Below are 17113 nucleotides of genomic sequence, written 5' to 3'. Positions count from 1 at the left end.
TTGCTTGTTTATTCCATGTGTACTAAAATAAATTATATTATTAGAATATTTTTTGTTTTTTACTTCAAGCAACAATTCATTTTTACGTTTGAAGGGGGGAGAGCTGTCAAGGAGAGCTTGGCAGACAATATGGATATAAATAAGATGATGCATGTACAGTTTGAAAATGCAACAGAACAGCAATGGGAAGAGAAAGCAGTTTCATCTATAAAAGGAAAGCCACTTCACTCAATTGCTAAAAAAACAATTGAAGGCATACAATTGAAAACGCTTTACTTGAAAGGTGACAACTGGGATGGACTAAGCCAGTTTCCAGGTGCGGCTGACTTTCGTCGCGGAAATGGAATGAAGGGCTGGGAGGTTGCTCAAACAATTAAAGGAGAAAGTGTTGATGAGCTGAGTCAGCAACTTTCAACCGCGTTGGAACGTGGGCAAACAACGATTTCCTTTGATACAGATGGTATGACAGCTGAAGAGATCATGGCTGTGTTAAAAAAGCAAGGGGGAAGACAGACATTTGCACTTGAAGTAAATTCACCTTTTCGTGAGCTTGTGCAGTTGTTAAATAACGAGTCTTCTAAAAATAAGGCAACTGGGTATATTGCGTATAATCCATTAGTGAATCATAAGAGTGAATGGACTAATTGCATAAAAGAAGCGATTCAGGTCTCGTCAAATATAAAAACAGTCATGATCGATGCGTCTCCTTTTCATAGAGCTGGAGCGAGTGCTTCGCAAGAAATTGCCATAGCACTTGCATTAGGAGTGGAATACATAGAAAAGTTGAAGCAGCAGAATTGTTCACTTGATGATATATTTCAAACATTTATTTTTAAATTTGAGATAGGAGCTGCTTTTTTCACTGAGGTTGCAAAGCTACGTGCAGCGAGGATGCTTTGGAGCAAAATTGCTGAAGCATATGATGTGCTCCCACAAAATAGAGGCATGACCATTACCGCGGCTACATCTCATTTTACGAAAACGAAGTATGATCCATATGTAAATATGCTGCGTTCTGGGAATGAAGCATTCGCGGCAGTAGTAGGCGGTGTGGAGTATCTACATGTTCGCCCATTTGATGCGATTACTGGGAAAACGACACCTTCATCTGAGCGAATCGCTCGCAATGTACAATTGCTTTTAAAACATGAATCAAATCTTTCACATGTATATGATCCTGGTGGTGGCTCTTATTATATTGAAGCTCTAACAGAAGAAATTGCGAATAGCGCATGGGAGTATTTCTTGAAGGTGGAAGAGCATGGTGGGTATGAGGCGTCGCTTGCAAAAGGGTTGATCCAAAATGAAATAGAAGAAGTCTTACAGGCAAGACTAGAGCAGACATATATGAGAAAGAAAAGCATCATTGGAACAAATATGTATGCTAACCCTCAAGATAAGCCGTTGCAGCTAAATGAGCAGACGCAAACGATGATCAGTATTCCTAATCTGAAACAAGAACGATTATCTGTCCCATATGAACAATTACGAGAAAAAGCCGAAAACTTGCGTCAATCCGGTAAAAATTCGACGTTAGGATTACTTTGCTTAGGTGATTTAAAAACACATAAAGCAAGGGCAGATTTTATTGCGAGCTTCTATTCTCCAGCAGGTGTCGACATTGAACGCAGTAAACCGATCCATTCAACAGCTGATGTGACTAATTATTTGAATGAGACAAAAGCTAAATGGATCGTCGTATGCGGATCTGATGAAGAGTATGATAAGAATGGTTCAACTTATTTATCAATTGTAAAAGAGGCTGCAAATGTAAAAGCAGTCTACGTTGCTGGTAAGAATAGTGAAGCTTTCGCACCTGTTGAAATCGATAAATTCATTCATATTGGAAGCAATTGTTATCGTGAATGCAAGCTACTTTTAGAAGAAATGGAGGTGAATGAGGGATGAGTAAACCAGATTTTCACTCAATCAAAATGAATAAGAATAACCAAGATCGACAATCTGTCCATGAGCAAGTAAAACTTGATCTTGACGAGTTATTATTTGAAACAAACGAAGAAATTAAAATTAAGTCATTATATACAAAAGACGATATCGCCTCTGCTACACATATGGATTCTTATCCCGGAATTGCTCCATTTACAAGAGGTCCTTATCCAACAATGTACGTAAATCGACCGTGGACTGTACGGCAATATGCAGGCTTTTCGACTGCTGAGGAAAGCAATGCCTTCTATCGCAGAAACCTTGCAATGGGACAGAAAGGATTATCTGTCGCTTTTGACTTAGCGACACATCGTGGCTATGACTCAGATCACCCTCGTGTTGTAGGAGATGTAGGTAAAGCGGGAGTTGCAATCGATTCAATTAAGGATATGAAAATACTTTTTGATGGCATACCGCTTGATCAGATGTCTGTCTCAATGACGATGAACGGTGCAGTTCTACCGATTATGGCTTTTTACATCGTGACTGCCGAGGAACAAGGCGTTAGTCAAGAAAAGCTCTCAGGAACGATTCAAAACGATATCTTAAAAGAATATATGGTTCGGAATACGTACATTTATCCTCCAGAAATGTCGATGAAAATCATCGCAGATATTTTTGAATACACGTCTACGTATATGCCAAAGTTCAATAGCATTAGCATTTCTGGCTATCATATGCAGGAGGCTGGAGCACCTGCTGATTTAGAGCTTGCATATACGCTAGCTGATGGATTGGAATATGTACGCACTGGAATCAAAGCGGGAATTGACATTGATGTGTTCGCACCAAGGTTGTCGTTCTTCTGGGCAATTGGCATGAATTACTTTATGGAAGTTGCTAAGATGCGTGCAGCACGATTCATTTGGGCAAAAATGATGAAAACCTTCGATCCTAAAAATGACAAGGCGATGGCATTAAGGACACATTCACAAACTTCGGGATGGAGCTTAACAGAGCAAGATCCATTTAATAATGTTACTAGAACATTAATTGAGGCGCATGCGGCGGCGATGGGACATACGCAGTCATTGCATACGAATGCATTGGATGAAGCAATTGCGTTGCCAACGGATTTCTCTGCAAGAATTGCCCGCAATACACAGCTTTACTTACAAGAGGAAACGGGCATTACGGATGTTATTGATCCGTGGGGCGGTTCTTACTACGTAGAAGCATTAACAAATGAATTAATTGAAAAGGCTTGGGTTCATATAGAGGAAATTGAAAGTCTTGGAGGCATGGCAAAAGCGATTGAGACGGGCCTTCCGAAAATGAAAATCGAAGAGGCAGCAGCCAAACGTCAAGCGAAAATTGATTCTGGTGAGGAAATCATTATCGGTGTGAACAAATACCGTTTAGAACAAGAAGAGCCAATCGAAATTTTAGATATCGACAACACAGCCGTTCGATTGAAGCAAATCGAAAGATTAGAGCAATTAAAGGCAAGTCGTGATGAGAAAGAAGTACAAGTAGCACTAGCCGCAATCACTAAAGCCTGTGAAACGGGAGAAGGCAATCTTCTTGATCTCGCAGTAAAAGCAGCTCGAGCTCGGGCGACACTGGGTGAAATATCTGATGCAATTGAGGTAGTGGCAAGAAGGCATAAAGCAATGATCCGATCTATAAGTGGTGTGTATAGCTCTGCTTATTCAAATGAGGAAGCAATTGCTGAAGTGAAAGAAATGACAGATGAATTTCTTGGAAATGAAGGAAGACGCCCAAGGATCCTCATTGCAAAAATGGGACAAGATGGACATGACCGTGGAGCAAAAGTGATTTCGACTGCATTTAGTGATTTAGGGTTTGATGTTGATATTGGCCCACTTTTCCAAACTCCTGAAGAAACAGCCTTGCAAGCTGTCGAAAATGACGTCCATGTCGTTGGTTTTAGTTCGCTAGCTGCTGGACATAAAACTTTGCTCCCTCAGCTAGTTGAAGAGCTCAAAAAACTAGGACGTGAAGATATTCTTGTCGTCATAGGCGGAGTTATTCCAGCTCAAGATTACGATTTCTTATTGAATAATGGGGCTGCTGCCATCTTTGGTCCAGGGACAGTTATTCCAGTGGCCGCACAAAAGGTAATTAGAAAAATTTACGATAGATTAGGCTATGAGGAAGTGTCGGCGGAATGAGAGATAAATCTATACGGCAGAGTGGAGAGGACCCTAAGCCTATAGGATATAAAAAAACGAAATTTCGCCGAAAGCAGCAACAAGAGCTCGATCTCGTTCAATTAGAAAGAGGGCTCGTAAATGGAGATCGAGCAGCGCTTGCCAGAACCATTACCTTAATTGAGAGCAATGCAGAACATCATTTTCACCAAGCACAAAGCTTGCTGCATGAGATTCTCCCTAAAACGGGTAATGCCATTCGAATCGGAATTACAGGTGTGCCTGGTGCAGGTAAAAGCACATTTATAGAATCGTTCGGGATGCAGCTCTGCGATCTTGGCTTGAAAGTAGCTGTGCTTGCTGTTGATCCTAGCTCAAGTGTTAGTGGGGGAAGCATTTTAGGAGATAAAACAAGAATGGAGCAGCTTTCTCGTCATCCGCTTGCTTTTATTCGTCCATCCCCATCCTCAGGAAAATTAGGGGGAGTACATCGAAAAACACGGGAAACAATGTTATTATGCGAGGCATTTGGCTGTGATGTGATCATCGTTGAAACTGTAGGTGTCGGTCAAAGCGAGGTCATTGTTCGTGAAATGGTGGATTTTTTCATGCTACTTGTTTTAACAGGTGCAGGAGATGAGCTTCAAGGAATGAAAAAAGGCATTATGGAGCTTGCGGACGCAATTGTGGTGAATAAAGCGGACGGAGAAAATAGAGCGCAAGCAGTAAAAACAAAATCAGAGTACGAACGTATTCTGCATTTCTTACAACCTGCGACAAAAGGGTGGCAAACGAAAGCCTATACATGCTCAGCCCTTTACCATGAAGGAATTAGTGAAATCTGGGCAGTTATTCAACAATTTAAACAAGCGACATCTTCTTCAGGCGTATTAGAAGAGAGAAGGAGAATTCAGACGAAGGATTGGTTACAATCGATGATTGTTGATCACCTTCAATATCGATTCTTTCAAAATAGTGCAGTTAAGGAAGCATTGCCAACTGTTCAAAACAATGTGACCTCAGGGAATCAGACAGTTTCTGCAGCTGTTGATCAATTATTCACTATTTACGAAAAGAAAGACTAAGCAAACGCTCTAGGGATTGAGAGCTCTTGCTTAGTGATTAGGGAATAGTTATAGGGAATCTAGGTGTCTGCTATACTATCCCCAAAAAAATGATGAGCAAAACCTATTTTTAAGCACTCTTGATTGTAATAATAGGTTTTCTCTTGTTATGATAGTAGTATCAATCATTTAAAGAGCGAAAGGAGCCGAGGCATCAATGAATATGGATTTTAATCTATTTATGAATGATGTGGTTCAACAAGCAAGAAAAGAGATAACTTATGCTGGTTATTCAGAATTAAAAACGAGTGAAGATGTAGAAGAAGCTTTATCAAAAAAAGGTACAACATTAGTGATGGTGAATTCAGTGTGTGGCTGTGCAGGCGGGATTGCAAGACCAGCTGCGATGCATTCTGTGCATTATGATAAACGGCCAGATCATCTTGTAACTGTATTTGCAGGACAAGATAAGGAAGCAACAGCAACTGCTCGTTCTTACTTTACTGATTATCCACCATCATCACCTTCGTTTGCTTTGTTAAAGGACGGAAAAATCATTACAATGGTTGAACGTCATGAAATTGAAGGGCATGAGCCGATGGAAGTCGTTCAAAAGTTGCAAGCAGCTTTTGAACAACATTGTGAAGAATATTAATAAAAGCATAAAGCTGGTTTAAGAAATGCTCTTAAGCCGGTTTTTTTTCACAAATAAATAAATTGAATATTTAATTTATTTTGTATAGAATAATATTTGTAAAATAATATTGCATCTGAATAAATATGTGTTAAAATACATTTATATGAATAATTATTAATTGTATCGAATCGAAAATACAATTAGATTACTATGATAATATAGAAATAGACAGGAGGATATACGAATGAAGAAATTATTTTCATTCTTGTTTGTTGCATTTGCAGTGCTTTTTTTAGCAGCATGTGGAACAAGCGATAACGGTTCAGAAGGAAACACAGGGTCAGATGCTGGAGAAGCAGAAAAAAAAGTTCTAAAAATGGGAACGTCAGCTGATTATCCACCATTCGAATATATAGACACAGCAGTAAGTGAAGAAATCATTGGATTAGATGTGGATATTGCAAAAGCAATTACTGAAAAGCTAGGCTATGAATTTGAGATTGAGGATATGGAGTTTGCTGGATTGATACAAGCGTTAAATACAGGACAAGTTGATTTTGTACTTTCAGCGATGTCAGCTACGGATGAACGTCGTGAAAATGTTGACTTCAGTGAAATCTACTATACTTCTAAACATGTAATTGTTTCTAATGCAGATAGTGGATTTGAAACAATTGAAGATCTAAATGGCAAAACAATTGGTGCACAACTAGGATCGATTCAAAAAGACAAGGCAGACGAATTAGCTGAAGAGATTGATTTGACAGTTGATACGAGAAACCGAATTCCTGAATTGCTTCAAGAAATTAAATCTGGTCGTTTAGATGCTGCAATCATTGAAGACACAGTGGCAGCGGGTCACTTAGAAAACAACCCTGATTTAGCAGGATTTACGATTGAAGACGCTGATGGAGGCTATGCGATTGCATTCCCGAAAGAAAGTGAATTAACAGAAGAGTTTAATAAAGCTCTTCAAGAAATGATTGAAAACGGTGAACTAGAAGAGATTATTAAGAAATGGTTTGCAGGTGAATAAATCATTCATTTAATTTTAAGAAAATACGTTCAGAAGAACCTTCTTCTGAACGTATTTTCACATAAGAGAACATAGTCCATTAGTCTATGAGAGGATTTGTTTTACATGAATTTTGACTTTACAGCAATCATGCCTTCCTTGCCATTTATATTAAAGGGAATAACAGTCACGCTCCAAATAGTCAGTTTGGCTGCGATTTTTGGTTTTATTCTCGGTGTCATTTTATCGTTATTCAAGATTAGCTCAGTAAAGCCATTAGGTTGGCTAGCAGATGCTTATACTTCTATTTTCCGGGGAACACCGTTGGTTTTACAGCTGATGATTATCTATTTCGGTTCACCACAATTATTAGGCTATCAGATTGAACCTGTTATGGCTGCGATTCTTACATTCGGATTAAACTCGGCAGCATACATTTCAGAGATTATTCGTGCAGGAATTCTTGCGGTTGATAAAGGGCAGAGTGAAGCATCGATGGCATTAGGTGTACCATACCGTCCGATGATGTTAAACATTATTTTGCCTCAGGCGATGAAAAACATTTTGCCAGCATTAATGAATGAATTTATTACATTAACGAAGGAGTCTGCGATTGTTACAACGATCGGGGTTATGGACATCATGCGCCGTGCCTACATCGTCGGGGCAGATAAATACAGCTTCTTAGAGCCATTAATACTAGCCGGAATCATTTACTACCTCATGGTCATTACGTTGACCTTCCTTGGTAAATATGTTGAGAAGAGGATGAGACGAAGTGATTAAAATTGAAAACTTACACAAGAATTTCGGCAAGCTTGAAGTATTAAAAGGCATCACGACTTCGATAAAGGATGGAGAAGTCGTTGCAATCATCGGTCCGTCGGGATCAGGAAAGTCGACTTTTTTACGATGCATTAACTTATTGGAAAAACCGACATCCGGTCATATTTGGATTGGAGAGCAAGAAGTAACGAACAAGAAAACAGATATTATGAAAGTTCGTGAGAATGTTGGGATGGTTTTTCAACATTTTCACCTATTTCCTCATAAAACGGTACTAGAGAATTTAACATATGCGCCAATGAAGGTGAAAAGAATTTCGAAGCAGGATGCTGAAAAAGAAGGCATTGCACTTTTAGAAAGAGTAGGACTATTAGAAAAGGCTGCAGTGTATCCGAATCGCCTATCAGGTGGACAAAAGCAACGTGTGGCAATTGCTAGAGCACTGGCGATGAAACCTGATGTTATGCTTTTCGATGAACCAACATCAGCACTTGACCCAGAAATGGTTAAGGAAGTACTCGATGTAATGAAATCACTAGCACATACCGGAATGACAATGGCAATCGTAACCCATGAAATGGGCTTTGCTAAGGAAGTAGCAGACCGCGTATTGTTTTTAGACGGAGGCCAACTTGTAGAGGACGCCCCACCAGTTGAATTCTTCGAAAACCCAAAATCAGATCGTGCAAAAGACTTTTTAGCGAAGATCTTATAATGAAAAAGGTTTTTCTATAAAAATATAGAATAGCCTGAGTATGTAGACAAAGTCGATTTTGACTTTGTCTACATGTTTTTAAGGGCTACTTACGAACCTTAAGAGCTCAAAGGAGGATTGGTTTTTAGACTTTGAACTTGACGCTATAATGGAGCATTGATTTAGGAATTCCTTTAATATCAAGAACCCCTTCATATATGAGGTTGCGAATACGGTATTCAAGATAAAAAGGATCTGCATCTCTATGATCTTCAAGTATTTCCCCAAGTAAAGTACCTACTGCAATATAGCTATTCTGTTCTTTTTGAGAAAGAAGTTTTTTTAAACTGTATAAAATGGATCCATCATAGTAAGTGTTCTCGACTTCTTTGATTGTATCTTCCTCCCAAATCCGTAATAAACAATCTGATTGATTGAGAATGACCCATTCTTTTAAAAGTTCTTCTTTCTCCCAAGTTGATAAAGGGCAGGCATATTGAATGATTTTATTTATTTTATCAGGTTCAATATGTCCAGTATGTATAATTGTCTCGTTAAATAGTTGTTGAGAAAGCTTTGTTGTATGAACTAAATAAATCTCGTTGGTTTTGTACTTTAATAAGTAGATAAAGTATCGCAATGCCATTTGCTCGATTATATTATCTCCATACCAAATATAGATAGGCTTTTCATCTTTCATATCTTCAATAAAATGAATGGCGCTTTGATGCTTTATGTCATAATCTATAGGCTCCATACCTAAATTTATATTGTCAAAGAGCCATTCTCTTCGTTGTTTTTGCCCCTCTGTACTGTGTAGTTTCAAAATTGGTCCAACAGATAAAAAGTCTGGAAAACAAATGACTGATTTTGGAAAGGGCAGTCCGATTTTGACTGTACCAGCAGTTGATTCCGTACTAACAAGATGAATCGGACCGCCTAATTGATAATCATTGCTTAGTTGATGCTTTCAGACATACTTATTAATTTGATTGACTACATAAGCAAGCGTACTCTCATTAAATACATAACTAAATCCATTCATAGGTTCGCGATTATGATGATCAAAGGAATCAAAATCTTCATCCATTTCTAGTTCATATGATTCGAAGTCTATCTCTCGTTCAGTTATGTAGTGTGGACGGTCGAATCTAGTGATTAGAACTTGTTTAGGCTCTAACAAAAAATAAAGATATGGATCATTCTCTTTAATTTGAATGGGGATCACTCCTTTTTTATATATTAAAAGGTAAAATTGATGCAATCTACACATACATTTCTTCTTGAATTGGGTATAATGTTTGTGACTCTTTAATAGAAATGTATTCATAATAAAGTGAAGATGGGTTGTATTTCTCTTTACACCTTTGTTGATAACTATATAATAATACTATCATATTGACATCAATGACTGGTTCGTATATTAGGATCAGTGATACATAGAGGGGTTTGTAAATGAAGTTTAAAATTGGGTATCGAACGATAAAAACTGCCATTGGTGCAACGATTGCGATCATGCTTGCACAGATGCTTGGGTTAGAGTACTATGTGTCAGCGGGGATTTTGACGGTGCTATGTATACAAGTAACGAAGAAGCGATCATTAACAGCTTCTTGGGCGAGGTTTGCTGCATGTGTGCTCGGGATGTTCTTTGCAGCAGGTATGTTTGAAGTTTTTGCTTACCATCCGTTTATTATTGGGCTAGTGCTCCTATTATTTATTCCGATAGCTGTTGCTTTAAAGATCAATGATGGAATCGTGACAAGTACAGTTATTATTCTTCATGTTTACTCTGCGGGTGAAGTGACTATTGCATTGTTTTTAAATGAAATAGGACTGATCATCATCGGAATTGGCGTTGCTCTTATTGCAAATTTATACATGCCAAGTGTAGATCAGAAGATGGAAGAATATCAGGTTAAGATTGAAGAGAACTTTAAGATCATTTTACATGAGATGGTCAAGTATTTGCGTACAAATGAAGGAGATTGGGATGGAAGCGAATTAACTGAAACATATGAATTGATTCAAGAAGCCAAATCTTTAGCTTTAAAGGATACAGAAAACCGCATTTCACAGCAGGATACTGCATATTATCACTATTTTCGCATGAGAGAAAAGCAATTTGAGATTATGGAGCGTGTCCTTCCTAGTATTATTTCCATTTCCTTAACATTAGAACAAGGCGAGATGATCGCCGATTTTGTAGAAGAATTAGCAGAGAATGTTCATCCGGGTAATACGGCGAAACGATTCTTGCAAAAGCTTTTAGAGATGAAGGAACAATTTCAAAATATGGAGTTGCCTAAAACAAGAGAAGAATTTGAGTACCGCGCAGCTCTTCTTCACTTTACACAAGAAATGGAGCAATACCTGATTATAAAAAGTAGTTTTAAAGGAATGAAATAATAAGAAACCTTGGAAAAAGTGACAGATGCGAAAAACAATCAGACAAGCTATGGCTATGATAAAAACGGTAATTTACTCTCAATCACAAATGCAGCAGGTGAAAAAACAGATTACCAATACAATGGCCAAAATTTAATTGAAAAAGAAACAAATGCATTAGGAAAAGCTACAACATTTAAATACGATACAAACGGGAACATAACGGAAGTCGCAAAACCGAATGGAGACAAAATTGAGTACAAACAAGATGAGGAAAATGCAAGCAGTACAGTTCTTGCCAATGGCAAAGTAAAGTGGAAATATGAAAATGATGGAGATGACCAGATTATTTATGATGAATCAGGTTCACCGAAAGCCATTTCCTATTACGATAACGGATTGGTTAAATCCATCGCGCCTGACAGCAGAGCAAGATTGATTTCCTACACATATAAAGGGGAAGAGCCTATTTCCGGCATTTAACGGATGGAATCAGATTGCGTTTGATAGCACTGATGCCTATCAAACGACAGCGATCAGGTTGAATGGAGAAAATCTCGCATCCTTAGATTATAATAAATCAGGGCTTCCTGTCTCAGTTGTCTTTAAAAATAATAATAAACTAGTGAAGGAATACGAGCATGGAAGGCTGAAAAGTGAAACATTAAGCCTCATAGCCAATGAAACATTTCGTACCTTCCAATATGATTATGATGCGAATCACTCGATCACATCGATTACATCAGATAATGGTGTTACAGATTACGAGTATGATGAGCTGAACCAACTTGTTAAGGAAACATTGCCAGATGGAACGGAAATCACGTATGCTTACGATAAAGTCGGCAATAGAATAACAAAACAAACGAAAAAAGGCGGTCAAACGACTGAGGTTACATCGAAGTACAACGCTGCTAACCAATTGATTCAAGTAGGTTCACAGCACTACACATACGATGCGAACGGAAATCTTACTTCGGATGGAGAGCGCACATTTAAATACAATGAATTTGATCAGCTAGTTGAAATCAAAAATAAGAGTGGTCAAGTCATTGCTAGCTATAATTATGACGAAGCTGGCAGAAGAATCTTCAGTAGCGACAGTAAGGGGCGAACTTTTTATTATTACGATGGTGATAGCAACCATGTCCTTTATGAAGAAAATAGTAGACTAGAAGTAGAAAAGGCATACACGTACGATGACAAGGGCATTCCATTGACGGTGACATACAAAGGGTCAATTACTACTACTTGACGAACTACCTCGGTGATGTGTTGGCGATGACCGATGGAAGCGGTCAGGTTGTTGCTTCTTACATGTACGATGCATGGGGGAATATTTTATCGCAGAGTGGGGAAATGGCGGAAGTTAACCCATACCGTTATGCAGGCTACCGCTATGATGAAGATACGAAGCTGTATTATTTGATGGCGAGGTATTATAATCCAGGCAATGGCGTTTTTATGGCACGGGATCCTGTCAGAGGAGACTTGACAAATCCGGTTACTTTGAATGGTTATAATTATGGGAATAATAATCCGGTGATGAATGTGGATCCGGATGGTCTATGGAGTATTAGAAAAGATATTTTAGCAAATGCAATCGATTTAATAATTATGTCTATACCCTATTTAGCTCAAATCAATAAGTTTATTAAAGCTTTTGGAAAATCTCAAAAAGCGTATAGAATGCTTAATGGTGCAAAAATAAAGCCTCAAGTAGAAATAGTAACTAAACAATATTTCACACGTTTGGGATTAAAGGTAAGAATTTCTGCTACACTTTTTCATTGGTAAATTCCGCATTTTTTATGTTAGGGGATTTTTCAATAGGTAAAGGGGTGGCATACGGCTTAGGTAGAATTTTTAAAGTAGAAAAGAGATTAGCAAAAAAATTCATATATTGGGGTCCTAAAGTGCGAGTTGAATATATAGCAATTTAATAGGCTAGGTATAAAGAATAAGTTCCATAGAGAATTAAATTTGTAACAAATTTGATTTAAACTTCTCTAAGTGTATATTATCAATTCGTAAAAGGGAGGTAATTAAAATAATTCCAGTTATATTTACCATTATTGCTATGTTATTTTTTATTCTCGGTCCGTATTCACAACGTAAACTCCTAATCAAAGATCAAGAGTTTGCAATCAATCATTTAATTAAGATGGGGGAAGAATATCGAATTAAAATAGAGACAATTGACGATGGAGCATACGGTATTGTCAGAAGGGTTAAGTTTTATAAAGGTGATAATGAACTAGACCCTGAAATCTCACAATACAAAGAATTTAAACTTTCTTATTATTTTCAAGGCAAGAAAGGGTTCTATATATATGATAAAATATGGAACAAATTATACTTTTCGGAAAATCTAAATGAATTCTCGGCATTTCAAAAGAAAAGATTCCACAAATATTTTATGTGAATCTTGAGGTGAATCGATGCCTGTCCGAGCGACCAATCCTAGGAGGTCCACAGGGACAGGTACCTTTACTCGTAAGAATTAAACCGGTGAGTCATTCAAAGCATCTTGAATGATTCACCGGTTTTTTAGTATGAGAAATGATGTTTTTTAGAAAAACATTGTCAGTCCCATTAATAATGTAGAAATTAACATGATGAAGATCATCGTATAGACAATCACTTTTTGTGCTTTCTTAGACATTTTAAAACCCCCTGTACAAAATCTCTTAATTATTATTTTACTAAGAAAATGAACATAGAACAATAAAAAGGATATTCGACATTTTTAGAGAATAGTAATAAGGTTAAGATTATTTTAATTTTTGAATAAACGGGGGACGGCAGATGATGAAGAAAGTCGATCATATTGGAATTGCGGTAAGGTCCATTGAGGAATCATTGCCCTTTTATACAGATGTCTTGAAGCTAGAGCTGCTTGGAATTGAAGTGGTGGAAAGTGAGCATATAAAAGTTGCTTTTATAAAAGCTGGGGAGACAAAGCTAGAATTACTTGAAGCAACGAATAATGAAAGCGCTGTATCGAAATTCATAGACAAAAAAGGCGAAGGGTTACATCATGTAGCGTTTCAAGTAAATTCGATTGAAGAAAGAATTCAAGAAATAAAAGATAAAGGAATCAAAATGATCAATGAAACACCTAAACGAGGAGCGGGAGGAGCAGATGTTGCGTTTATGCATCCCAAATCGACAGGAAGTGTTTTATTTGAACTATGTGAGAAGAAGGAGATGGAGAAATAAACATGGCAGACATCTATGAGAAGATCAATGATTTGTATGACCGAAGAAGAGAAGTCGAACTTGGAGGCGGAGACGAACGAATTGTTAAACAGCATGAAAAAGGAAAATTAACGGCAAGAGAAAGAATTGCATTGCTTGTAGACCAGGGGACATTTGTTGAGTTAAATCCATTTATTGAGCATCGAAGCACTGATTTTGGTTTGGATAAACAAAGTGGACCGGGTGATGGTGTTGTAACAGGGTATGCAAAGGTGAATGGTAAGCCAATCTTTTTATTTTCTCAAGATTTCACTGTATTCGGTGGGGCATTAGGGGAAATGCATGCGAAGAAGATTGCCAATGTCATGGATCTAGCTGCTGAGAATGGCGCGCCAATTATTGGATTAAACGATTCAGGAGGAGCGCGTATCCAAGAAGGGGTTGTCTCCCTAGATGGTTATGGACATATTTTTTATCGGAATTCGATTTATTCAGGAGTGATTCCACAAATCTCCGTCATCATGGGCCCATGTGCGGGAGGAGCCGTTTATTCACCAGCGATTACAGATTTCGTTTTCATGGTGGAAAAGACAAGTCAAATGTTCATTACAGGTCCAAAAGTCATTGAAACAGTAACGGGTGAAAAAATTTCTTCGGAGGATCTTGGTGGTGCGGATGTCCATAATTTAATTAGTGGGAACGCACATTTTAAAGGAGAATCAGAAGAAGAAGTCATTAAGCAAGTGCGACAACTCCTAAGCTACTTACCTCAAAATAACGAGGAAAAACCGTCTATACTATCGAGGGATGAGGAAGAGAATTATCGTCCGAATTTAACCGATGTGATTCCTTTTGATGCAATTCGACCATACGATGTTCGTAAAGTAGTAGAACAAGTAGTGGATGAAGACTCTTTCATGGAAGTTCAAAAGGATTTTGCGAAAAATATTGTCATTGGGCTCGCACGTGTTAAAGGGGAGGTTGTTGGGTTAATATGCAACCAACCAAAGGTGATGGCAGGCGGACTTGATATTAATTCTTCAGATAAGGCAGCGCGTTTTATCCGATTTTGTGATTCATTCAATATTCCGCTCATTACATTTGAGGATGTAACAGGATTCTTCCCTGGAGTAAAGCAGGAGCATGGGGGCATCATTCGCCATGGAGCGAAGATTCTTTACGCATATTCTGAGGCAACCGTTCCGAAGCTAACAGTCATTTTGCGTAAAGCATTCGGTGGTGCTTATGTTGCCCTAAATAGTAAATCAATTGGAGCAGATCTCGTTTACGCGTGGCCAAATGCGGAGGTGGCGGTAATGGGACCACAAGGGGCAGCGAATATTATTTTTGCGAAAGAAATTCAGAATAGCGCTAATCCTGAAGAAACAAGGGCACAAAAAATTGAAGAGTATCGCGAGAAATTTGCCAATCCATATGTGGCCGCAAGTCGGGGAATGGTCGATGATGTCATTGATCCAAGAGAAACGAGAATTAAAATCATTCAAGCGCTTGAAATGCTTCGTAATAAGAAAGAATCAAGACCGAAGAAGAAGCATGGCAACATCCCGCTATAAACAAGTTTGAAGTAAACGACTAGCAGGAGTATACTAAAAGGCAAAGGTTGTCGCGATATTGGTGGCAACCATCTACATAGTTGATAGAGTTGGAGGATGGAAGAATGTTAAATGAAGAAAGATTATTACAGGAGTTTCTAGAGCTTGTACAAATTGATTCTGAAACAAAGTTTGAAGCAGAAATTGCAAAAGTACTAAAACAAAAGTTTACAGACCTTGGCGTTGAAGTATATGAGGATGATACGATGGCACAAACTGGTCATGGAGCAGGGAACTTAATCTGCACATTGCCAGCGACAAAAGACGGCGTCGATCCAATTTATTTCACATCCCATATGGATACTGTTGTACCTGGGAATGGAATTAAGCCATCGATTAAAGATGGATATGTTGTCACAGATGGGACGACGATTTTAGGGGCAGACGACAAGGCTGGACTGGCTGCTATGCTTGAAGTCGTTCGTGTACTTAAAGAAGAAAACCTCCCACATGGTACGATTCAATTCATCATCACAGTTGGAGAAGAATCTGGCCTTGTTGGAGCAAAGGTATTAGAGCCAGAGCGTATTGTGGCGAAATACGGCTATGCACTAGATAGTGATGGCCTAGTTGGTAATATCATTGTTGCCGCACCTACACAAGCAAAGGTGAAAGCTGTGATCCATGGAAAAACAGCTCACGCTGGAGTGGCTCCTGAAAAAGGTGTATCTGCAATTACAATTGCTGCAAAAGCTGTAGCAAAAATGCCTCTAGGACGTATTGATGAGGAAACAACAGCGAATATCGGCCGTTTTGAAGGTGGGAAGCAAACGAATATCGTTTGTGACCGCGTCGATGTTTTAGCTGAAGCACGCTCACTCGTTGGCGAAAAAATGGAAGCACAAGTGGCGAAAATGAAAGAAGCATTTGAAAGTGCGGCTGCTGAAATGGGTGGAGCTGCAGATGTCGAAATCGAAGTCATGTATCCTGGATTTAAATACGCTGCAGGAGATCATGTTGTTGAAGTCGCACGTCGCGCAGCAGCAAAAATCGGACGTACATCCCAACTACACCAAAGCGGTGGCGGCAGTGATGCCAATGTCATTGCTGGCTTCGGTATCCCGACAGTTAACCTATCCGTTGGATATGAAGAAATCCATACGACAAATGAAAGAATGCCAATTGCTGAACTTAACAAACTAGCAGAATTGGTCCTTGCGATTATTGATGAAGTAACGGAGTAATTAATTATTGAGCAGTTTTAGGGAGAACAGAAAGTAAGAGAACCTACTTCTTTCTGTTCTCTTTTTGTTTTACCGTTTAATTCAAATTAATTTAAAATGATCAGCTCGTTTGCAGTTCCTTGAAAAGTGTCTCCTCTTATAGGTGTTATTTTTAAAATCATTGTAAATTTTCAAATGAAGCTTTTCTGTTATTTTCATATTTAATATTTGTTTTTTGAGTGATTTTTACAGCATAGGAATAACCATAATCATCCCCGAATGTGCTATCCTGCTCCCTTTTTTCCCATTCTGAAATATCGATCATAACTTCATTCTCTGTTTTATTCACAGCGTATACAAATCCAATCATAAATTCATCAGTAAATGGTTTGTAATTTTCCAATGAAGGCTTTCTTTTTTGTACACTGATAAACTCACTATTGCTATTAATATGGAGGCTAATCCGATTAACATGGTAATAATCATTAATC

General features: G+C 38.3%; 17 protein-coding genes. 14 read left to right on the top strand and 3 right to left on the bottom strand.

What is annotated here, in order from left to right; genetic code table 11:
- Positions 1–129: 129 nt before the first annotated feature.
- The 7 genes from AC6F34_RS04645 (at position 130) to AC6F34_RS04615 (ending at position 8278) form a co-directional block, all read left to right on the top strand.
- Positions 130–1908, top strand: coding sequence for a methylmalonyl-CoA mutase family protein (locus AC6F34_RS04645; RefSeq protein WP_500769417.1), 1779 nt, complete (start codon positions 130–132; stop codon positions 1906–1908).
- The gene (gene scpA, locus AC6F34_RS04640; protein ID WP_500769415.1) at positions 1905–4082 is read left to right on the top strand and encodes a methylmalonyl-CoA mutase; all 2178 of its coding nucleotides are present in this window, start codon (positions 1905–1907) and stop codon (positions 4080–4082) included. Before AC6F34_RS04645 ends, scpA begins: the two co-directional genes overlap by 4 nt.
- Positions 4079–5146 carry a methylmalonyl Co-A mutase-associated GTPase MeaB gene (gene meaB / locus AC6F34_RS04635; RefSeq protein WP_500769413.1) on the top strand — a complete coding sequence of 356 codons (1068 nt, stop codon included), beginning with the start codon at positions 4079–4081 and terminating at the stop codon, positions 5144–5146. Before scpA ends, meaB begins: the two co-directional genes overlap by 4 nt.
- A gap of 196 nt (positions 5147–5342) precedes the next feature.
- A complete protein-coding gene (locus AC6F34_RS04630) occupies positions 5343–5780 on the top strand; it encodes a BrxA/BrxB family bacilliredoxin (protein WP_500769411.1) in 438 nt (145 codons plus the stop codon).
- A gap of 226 nt (positions 5781–6006) precedes the next feature.
- On the top strand, positions 6007–6798 hold the full coding sequence (locus tag AC6F34_RS04625; protein WP_500769409.1) for a transporter substrate-binding domain-containing protein: 792 nt from the start codon (positions 6007–6009) through the stop codon (positions 6796–6798).
- Positions 6799–6903: 105 nt separating this feature from the next.
- Positions 6904–7563 (top strand): amino acid ABC transporter permease, encoded by a 660-nt coding sequence (locus AC6F34_RS04620; protein ID WP_500769407.1) that lies wholly within the window; start codon positions 6904–6906, stop codon positions 7561–7563.
- Positions 7556–8278, top strand: coding sequence for an amino acid ABC transporter ATP-binding protein (locus tag AC6F34_RS04615; RefSeq protein WP_500769405.1), 723 nt, complete (start codon positions 7556–7558; stop codon positions 8276–8278). Before AC6F34_RS04620 ends, AC6F34_RS04615 begins: the two co-directional genes overlap by 8 nt.
- Positions 8279–8402: 124 nt before the next feature.
- Here the strand turns inward: AC6F34_RS04615 and AC6F34_RS04610 are convergent, their stop codons facing one another.
- Complete coding sequence (locus AC6F34_RS04610) at positions 8403–9188, bottom strand: DUF1835 domain-containing protein (protein ID WP_500770149.1); 786 nt, start codon at positions 9186–9188, stop codon at positions 8403–8405.
- 524 nt (positions 9189–9712) lie between these two features.
- Here AC6F34_RS04610 and AC6F34_RS04605 point away from each other — a divergent pair.
- The 4 genes from AC6F34_RS04605 to AC6F34_RS04590 are packed head-to-tail and all read left to right on the top strand — an operon-like array spanning position 9713 to position 12442.
- On the top strand, positions 9713–10666 hold the full coding sequence (locus tag AC6F34_RS04605) for an aromatic acid exporter family protein (RefSeq protein WP_500769403.1): 954 nt from the start codon (positions 9713–9715) through the stop codon (positions 10664–10666).
- An 18-nt stretch (positions 10667–10684) separates the two neighbouring features.
- Positions 10685–11128: a hypothetical protein gene (locus tag AC6F34_RS04600; protein ID WP_500769401.1), complete on the top strand. Its 444-nt coding sequence runs from the start codon at positions 10685–10687 to the stop codon at positions 11126–11128.
- On the top strand, positions 11097–11900 hold the full coding sequence (locus AC6F34_RS04595; protein ID WP_500770147.1) for an RHS repeat domain-containing protein: 804 nt from the start codon (positions 11097–11099) through the stop codon (positions 11898–11900). Before AC6F34_RS04600 ends, AC6F34_RS04595 begins: the two co-directional genes overlap by 32 nt.
- On the top strand, positions 11897–12442 hold the full coding sequence (locus AC6F34_RS04590) for an RHS repeat domain-containing protein (protein ID WP_500769400.1): 546 nt from the start codon (positions 11897–11899) through the stop codon (positions 12440–12442). Before AC6F34_RS04595 ends, AC6F34_RS04590 begins: the two co-directional genes overlap by 4 nt.
- 775 nt (positions 12443–13217) lie before the next feature.
- On the opposite strand, the gene prli42 is transcribed toward AC6F34_RS04590, so the two are convergent.
- Positions 13218–13310, bottom strand: a complete 93-nt coding sequence (gene prli42, locus AC6F34_RS04585) for a stressosome-associated protein Prli42 (protein WP_500769398.1) — start codon at positions 13308–13310, stop codon at positions 13218–13220.
- A gap of 143 nt (positions 13311–13453) precedes the next feature.
- On the opposite strand from prli42, the gene mce reads away from it, so the two are divergent.
- From mce to AC6F34_RS04570, 3 genes are all read left to right on the top strand, one after another.
- On the top strand, positions 13454–13867 hold the full coding sequence (mce, locus tag AC6F34_RS04580; protein ID WP_500769396.1) for a methylmalonyl-CoA epimerase: 414 nt from the start codon (positions 13454–13456) through the stop codon (positions 13865–13867).
- A 2-nt stretch (positions 13868–13869) separates the two neighbouring features.
- Positions 13870–15420 (top strand): acyl-CoA carboxylase subunit beta, encoded by a 1551-nt coding sequence (locus tag AC6F34_RS04575; RefSeq protein WP_500769394.1) that lies wholly within the window; start codon positions 13870–13872, stop codon positions 15418–15420.
- 104 nt (positions 15421–15524) lie between these two features.
- The gene (locus AC6F34_RS04570; RefSeq protein WP_500769392.1) at positions 15525–16643 is read left to right on the top strand and encodes a tripeptidase T; all 1119 of its coding nucleotides are present in this window, start codon (positions 15525–15527) and stop codon (positions 16641–16643) included.
- Between the two features lie 157 nt (positions 16644–16800).
- Here AC6F34_RS04570 and AC6F34_RS04565 read toward each other — a convergent pair whose 3' ends face one another.
- Positions 16801–17025, bottom strand: coding sequence for a hypothetical protein (locus AC6F34_RS04565; RefSeq protein ID WP_500769390.1), 225 nt, complete (start codon positions 17023–17025; stop codon positions 16801–16803).
- Positions 17026–17113 lie beyond the last annotated feature (88 nt).

Source organism: Niallia sp. CD-39 (assembly GCF_059874745.1).
This window is presented reverse-complemented; position numbering and strand designations above follow the sequence as displayed.

What these genes read in the sequence shown, in the direction of transcription:
- AC6F34_RS04645 (WP_500769417.1), top strand. Translation starts at nt 130, where the DNA reads ATGGATATAAATAAGATGATGCATGTACAGTTTGAAAATGCAACAGAA.
- scpA (WP_500769415.1), top strand. Translation starts at nt 1,905, where the DNA reads ATGAGTAAACCAGATTTTCACTCAATCAAAATGAATAAGAATAACCAA.
- meaB (WP_500769413.1), top strand. Translation starts at nt 4,079, where the DNA reads ATGAGAGATAAATCTATACGGCAGAGTGGAGAGGACCCTAAGCCTATA.
- AC6F34_RS04630 (WP_500769411.1), top strand. Translation starts at nt 5,343, where the DNA reads ATGAATATGGATTTTAATCTATTTATGAATGATGTGGTTCAACAAGCA.
- AC6F34_RS04625 (WP_500769409.1), top strand. Translation starts at nt 6,007, where the DNA reads ATGAAGAAATTATTTTCATTCTTGTTTGTTGCATTTGCAGTGCTTTTT.
- AC6F34_RS04620 (WP_500769407.1), top strand. Translation starts at nt 6,904, where the DNA reads ATGAATTTTGACTTTACAGCAATCATGCCTTCCTTGCCATTTATATTA.
- AC6F34_RS04605 (WP_500769403.1), top strand. Translation starts at nt 9,713, where the DNA reads ATGAAGTTTAAAATTGGGTATCGAACGATAAAAACTGCCATTGGTGCA.
- prli42 (WP_500769398.1), bottom strand. Translation starts at nt 13,310, where the DNA reads ATGTCTAAGAAAGCACAAAAAGTGATTGTCTATACGATGATCTTCATC.
- mce (WP_500769396.1), top strand. Translation starts at nt 13,454, where the DNA reads ATGATGAAGAAAGTCGATCATATTGGAATTGCGGTAAGGTCCATTGAG.
- AC6F34_RS04575 (WP_500769394.1), top strand. Translation starts at nt 13,870, where the DNA reads ATGGCAGACATCTATGAGAAGATCAATGATTTGTATGACCGAAGAAGA.
- AC6F34_RS04570 (WP_500769392.1), top strand. Translation starts at nt 15,525, where the DNA reads ATGTTAAATGAAGAAAGATTATTACAGGAGTTTCTAGAGCTTGTACAA.